This is a genomic window from Candidatus Marinimicrobia bacterium CG08_land_8_20_14_0_20_45_22, assembly GCA_002774355.1.
Classification (GTDB): domain Bacteria; phylum Fidelibacterota; class UBA2242; order UBA2242; family UBA2242; genus 0-14-0-20-45-22.
This window is the reverse complement of sequence record PEYN01000117.1, coordinates 1-3,958: the sequence shown is the minus strand read 5'-3', so window position 1 is coordinate 3,958 and position 3,958 is coordinate 1. Positions and strand designations below refer to the sequence as shown.

The 3,958-nt window shown below is 44.0% G+C and carries 4 protein-coding genes; all 4 read left to right on the top strand.

Going from position 1 to position 3,958, the window contains the following annotated elements:
• Window positions 1–107: 107 nt before the first annotated feature.
• A complete protein-coding gene (locus COT43_06605) occupies window positions 108–968 on the top strand; it encodes a hypothetical protein (GenBank protein ID PIS28290.1) in 861 nt (286 codons plus the stop codon).
• On the top strand, window positions 965–2,095 hold the full coding sequence (locus tag COT43_06600) for a hypothetical protein (GenBank protein PIS28289.1): 1,131 nt from the start codon (window positions 965–967) through the stop codon (window positions 2,093–2,095). The genes COT43_06605 and COT43_06600 overlap by 4 nt, the downstream gene beginning before the upstream one ends.
• Window positions 2,096–2,256: 161 nt before the next feature.
• Entirely contained in the window at window positions 2,257–3,201 is a 945-nt protein-coding gene (locus tag COT43_06595; GenBank protein ID PIS28288.1) for a glycosyl transferase, read from the top strand.
• Window positions 3,202–3,220: 19 nt separating this feature from the next.
• The coding region (locus tag COT43_06590; protein ID PIS28287.1) for a hypothetical protein at window positions 3,221–3,958 on the top strand (738 nt) is incomplete at its 3' end.

Below are 3,958 nucleotides of genomic sequence, written 5' to 3'. Positions count from 1 at the left end.
GTCGATTCTGTTAAGAGTCACTTTCAAGAGTTCACCGCCAATCCGGAAAAGGAAATCAATCAGACACTTCACCAGTTCTTCACACTTGACTTAATCACAATTTCTTCATGAAATATCTAAGTCTCCGGATCGACCGAACTACCATTTCCATTGAAGTTCCAGCCGAAATTGAAGATTGGGTCAGGAATACGGTTTTTTCCGCAATTATCAGACCCGAAAAAAACCACTCGAAAGTCGATTACCGAATCCGATTCAGGGATGATCGGTGGGAATTGTTTCGATACCGAAGCATGACTCACCGAAACCGCACGGTGGAAAAGATTTTCTATGCTTTAGAATGGCAAGTCGTAAACGATCTTATTCGGATGAATCCAGATGCATTGAAATTTCACGCCGCCGCACTGAGCCGGAACGGGGAAGGCTGGTTATTTATCGGAGGCTCAGGCTATGGAAAAACCAGCCTTAGCATCTTTCTAATGAAACATGGATGGAACTTCTTATCGGACGAATTTGGATGGATTACACCAGATTCTCTCGAGATGATTCCATTTCCCCGCAATCTCATCATCAAACCACACATCGCTCCTTATGTCGCCGTTCCGGCTGATTTACCATCCATTCCACTTTACCGCGATGACTATTCGAAATATTCCGCCTGTTTCCTGTCACCGACACTTTTAGGTAACATCGAAACGGAAAAAACCATCCCGTTAAAGCATATCTTTTTACTTAATCCAAACCGGACAAATGCCATACAAATCGAACGATTCGCCCAGAATCGGGCTTTTATCAAATTATGCAGTTCGTTATTCAACTACCGAGGTTCAGCGCATTTCTTAACGGACGTCGGCGCAAAGATTCTACAACAAGCGCCAGTTTATCAATTATCTCTCCCCAATCCGCTCGCCCTCTCTGAATCGGAAGGTGAAAATCTAATAAAGATTCTCGAAGGAAATAAACTGTCATGATAAAAGAGTTCAGAGAATTATTAGACGATAGAATGCGCATCGAAGCATTCAAATCCGCCATAGACGAACTGGTCACTCCCAACTCGATTGTCGCAGAGATCGGAACGGCTCTCGGCACATATTCGTTCTTTTCTGCCAAAGCGGGCGCGAAAACCGTCTATGCCATCGAAATGGCCCCTATGATTAAGGTCGCCAGAGAAATCGCCAAACGAAATAAACTCGACGATAAAATTACTTTTATCCATAAAAAATCCACCGACGTTCGATTACCGGAGCTTGTCGATTATATCATCATGGAAGATTTTAGCCCATTTTTTCTGTACGACGGTTTATCACGAACACTCAGAGATGCGCGGAAACGATTCCTCAAACCGGGTGGAAAATTTATTCCCAACACGATCCTTCTGAAAATTGCCGTCATTGAATCTCCGGGATTGCACAATTCTTTGAATATATGGAAAAAGGAAAACGATCGACTCTATGGTATCGATTGGTCGGATACAACAAGAATTCTTTTCAATCAGCCACGCTACGCCGAACGATTTCCGATTCGATTTCTCACTGACGAGTCTTTGATTCGGACAATTGATTTATCGAAGGATGACAATTTCACATACGACTTTTCTATTGTTCAATCTGCGAATGACTCCGGAACAATCCACGGACTCATCGGTTGGTGGGACTGCTGGTTCACACCAACGCAATTCTTTTCCAACGCTCCGAACGCGCCATCCAATACGTGGGGACAATGGTTTTTCCCGTTTCAGCAACCGATTCCCGTTGCAAAGGGAGAAAGCGTTAAAATCAATATCACCGCGATCGAATCACAGAAATCGAAACAATTGAATTTCAAATGGAGCATAGAAACCGGATCGGTTCGAGTGGAACAAAACACATTTGATGGAAGTTTATTCAACCAGAAAAATCTCCCTCGTCTTACATCACCCTTGTCACCCATATTGAATGAGGAAGGCAAAATCACGAGATTTATCTTGGAAAAAATAGAAGGTAAGTTCTCGTCCGCAGAGATAGCCGATCAACTGATTCAACGTTTTCCGGAACATTTTTTTACTATAGAAAATGCAATAACCGAACTTCTCGAAATTTCCAGACGCTATGTTATCTAAAAAACGGCTGGAAATCGAATGATTTACTTGTGGGTTTTTCCCGAAAAGTTCTCGATATTTAATATGTATGTTCTCGTTATTAACGATAATTTCCCTCCGTAAGCTGTGACTGACGGAGGCGAAGCGTTTGGTTGCAAGAACTTTTACAAAAGGCACAATTTATGAAACTCATCATTCAGATCCCCTGCTACAACGAATCTGCGACGATTGAGAAAACACTCAACGACTTGCCGAAATCCATTCCCGGAATTGATGAAATCGAAATCCTGATTATTGACGACGGCAGCCGGGACCGCACCGTGGATGTCGCCCGTGAGTGGGGCGTACGCCAATTTGTGCCATTCAATCAGAACAAAGGTCTTGCACGCGCATTTGAGGCCGGACTCGAAAAATGTCTCGAACTTGGCGGCGACATCATCGTCAACACAGATGCCGACAATCAGTACAAAGGCTCGGACATCGCCCGTCTCGTTCAACCCATTCTCGAGAAAAAGGCCGAAATCGTGATCGGCGACCGTCAGATCGATAAAATTCACGAATTTTCCTGGCTGAAAAAGCGTCTTCAGAAATTCGGCAGTTATGTCGTCCGCAAAGTCTCGCAGACCAAAATTCCCGATACGACCAGCGGTTTCCGCGCCTACAGCCGCGAAGCCGCCCTGCACATGAACATCATCTCGACTTTTTCATATACGCTCGAAACTATCATCGAGGCTGGGCAGAAAGATATCCCGATCATCAGCGTTCCCATCGAAACAAATAAAACCGAACGTCCGTCGCGCCTATTCAGAAGTAACGGCTATTACATCAAGCGCTCGTTTGCCACAATCATCCGCATCTACACCATGTATCAGCCGCTCAGAGTATTCTTTTACACGGGAGTTACGACACTGGGCGTTGGTCTTTTTCTCTCACTGCGCTATTTAGTCTTCATGCTCATTGGACAGGGTAAAGGACATGTTCAATCGGTGATTATCGCCGCAGTATTCCTGATCGTCGGTTTTTTCCTACTGATGATTGGTCTTTTAGCCGATGTCATCGCCGCCAACCGCAAGATAATGGAGCAGATGCAATACCAGATAAAACGCGAACACTTTCAACATAAATAAATCAACCTTGCCGAAGAAGATGAAACGTTTTCTGCTCAATTGGGGAATTAAATTCGTCGGAATTATTCTGCTTATTTTCCTATTGCGGCGAGTTGATTTTGCCGCATTAATCGGAACGCTGAAGCAATTTAACTGGCTCGATATTCTCATCCTGGAAGTTATTTCCGCGCTCGTGATTCTGACCAAAGCTCTGCGCTTCCAAATTTTGGCTAAACGATTTTCTATACCGATTGATCTCAAAAAGAGCACGATCATCTATGGTTCGAGTATGTTTTTCAGTACAATAACTCCCGGCCGGGTTGGTGATTTCATTAAGGTGTTTTACCTGAAAAACCTTTACGGGAGCAGTCTGCGTAAAGGTATTTATCTCAGCTTCGTCGACCGCATTTTCGACCTGGTAACCATCGCCATTTTTGCTTTGTTCGGACTGGCTCTGATCATTCCGGTAAGAATTATTGTGAGCGGTTGTCTGGCCGGGCTGGGATTGATTTTTATACTTTATATCTTCGGGAAAAAATATTTAGCGAAATTATTCACTAAAACCACAGTCCGGATTGGTCAGCGATTCAAGGTGAATTTGGATAATATCGATTTCTCGCAGATATTATCCCGCAAACTAATCGCGCCCGCAGTATTTTCTTTGATTCCCAACTGTCTGATTTTTCTTCAGATGATTTTTATTAGTCACATTTCGCAGATTGCCGTCAGACCATTGGCAATCACCGGGATTCTGGCTCTCGGCAACCTGATCTCGATG

Excerpts from the sequence above, each read along its gene's own strand:
- COT43_06600 (PIS28289.1), top strand. The coding sequence starts at position 965 with ATGATAAAAGAGTTCAGAGAATTATTAGACGATAGAATGCGCATCGAA.
- COT43_06595 (PIS28288.1), top strand. The coding sequence starts at position 2,257 with ATGAAACTCATCATTCAGATCCCCTGCTACAACGAATCTGCGACGATT.
- COT43_06605 (PIS28290.1), top strand. The coding sequence starts at position 108 with ATGAAATATCTAAGTCTCCGGATCGACCGAACTACCATTTCCATTGAA.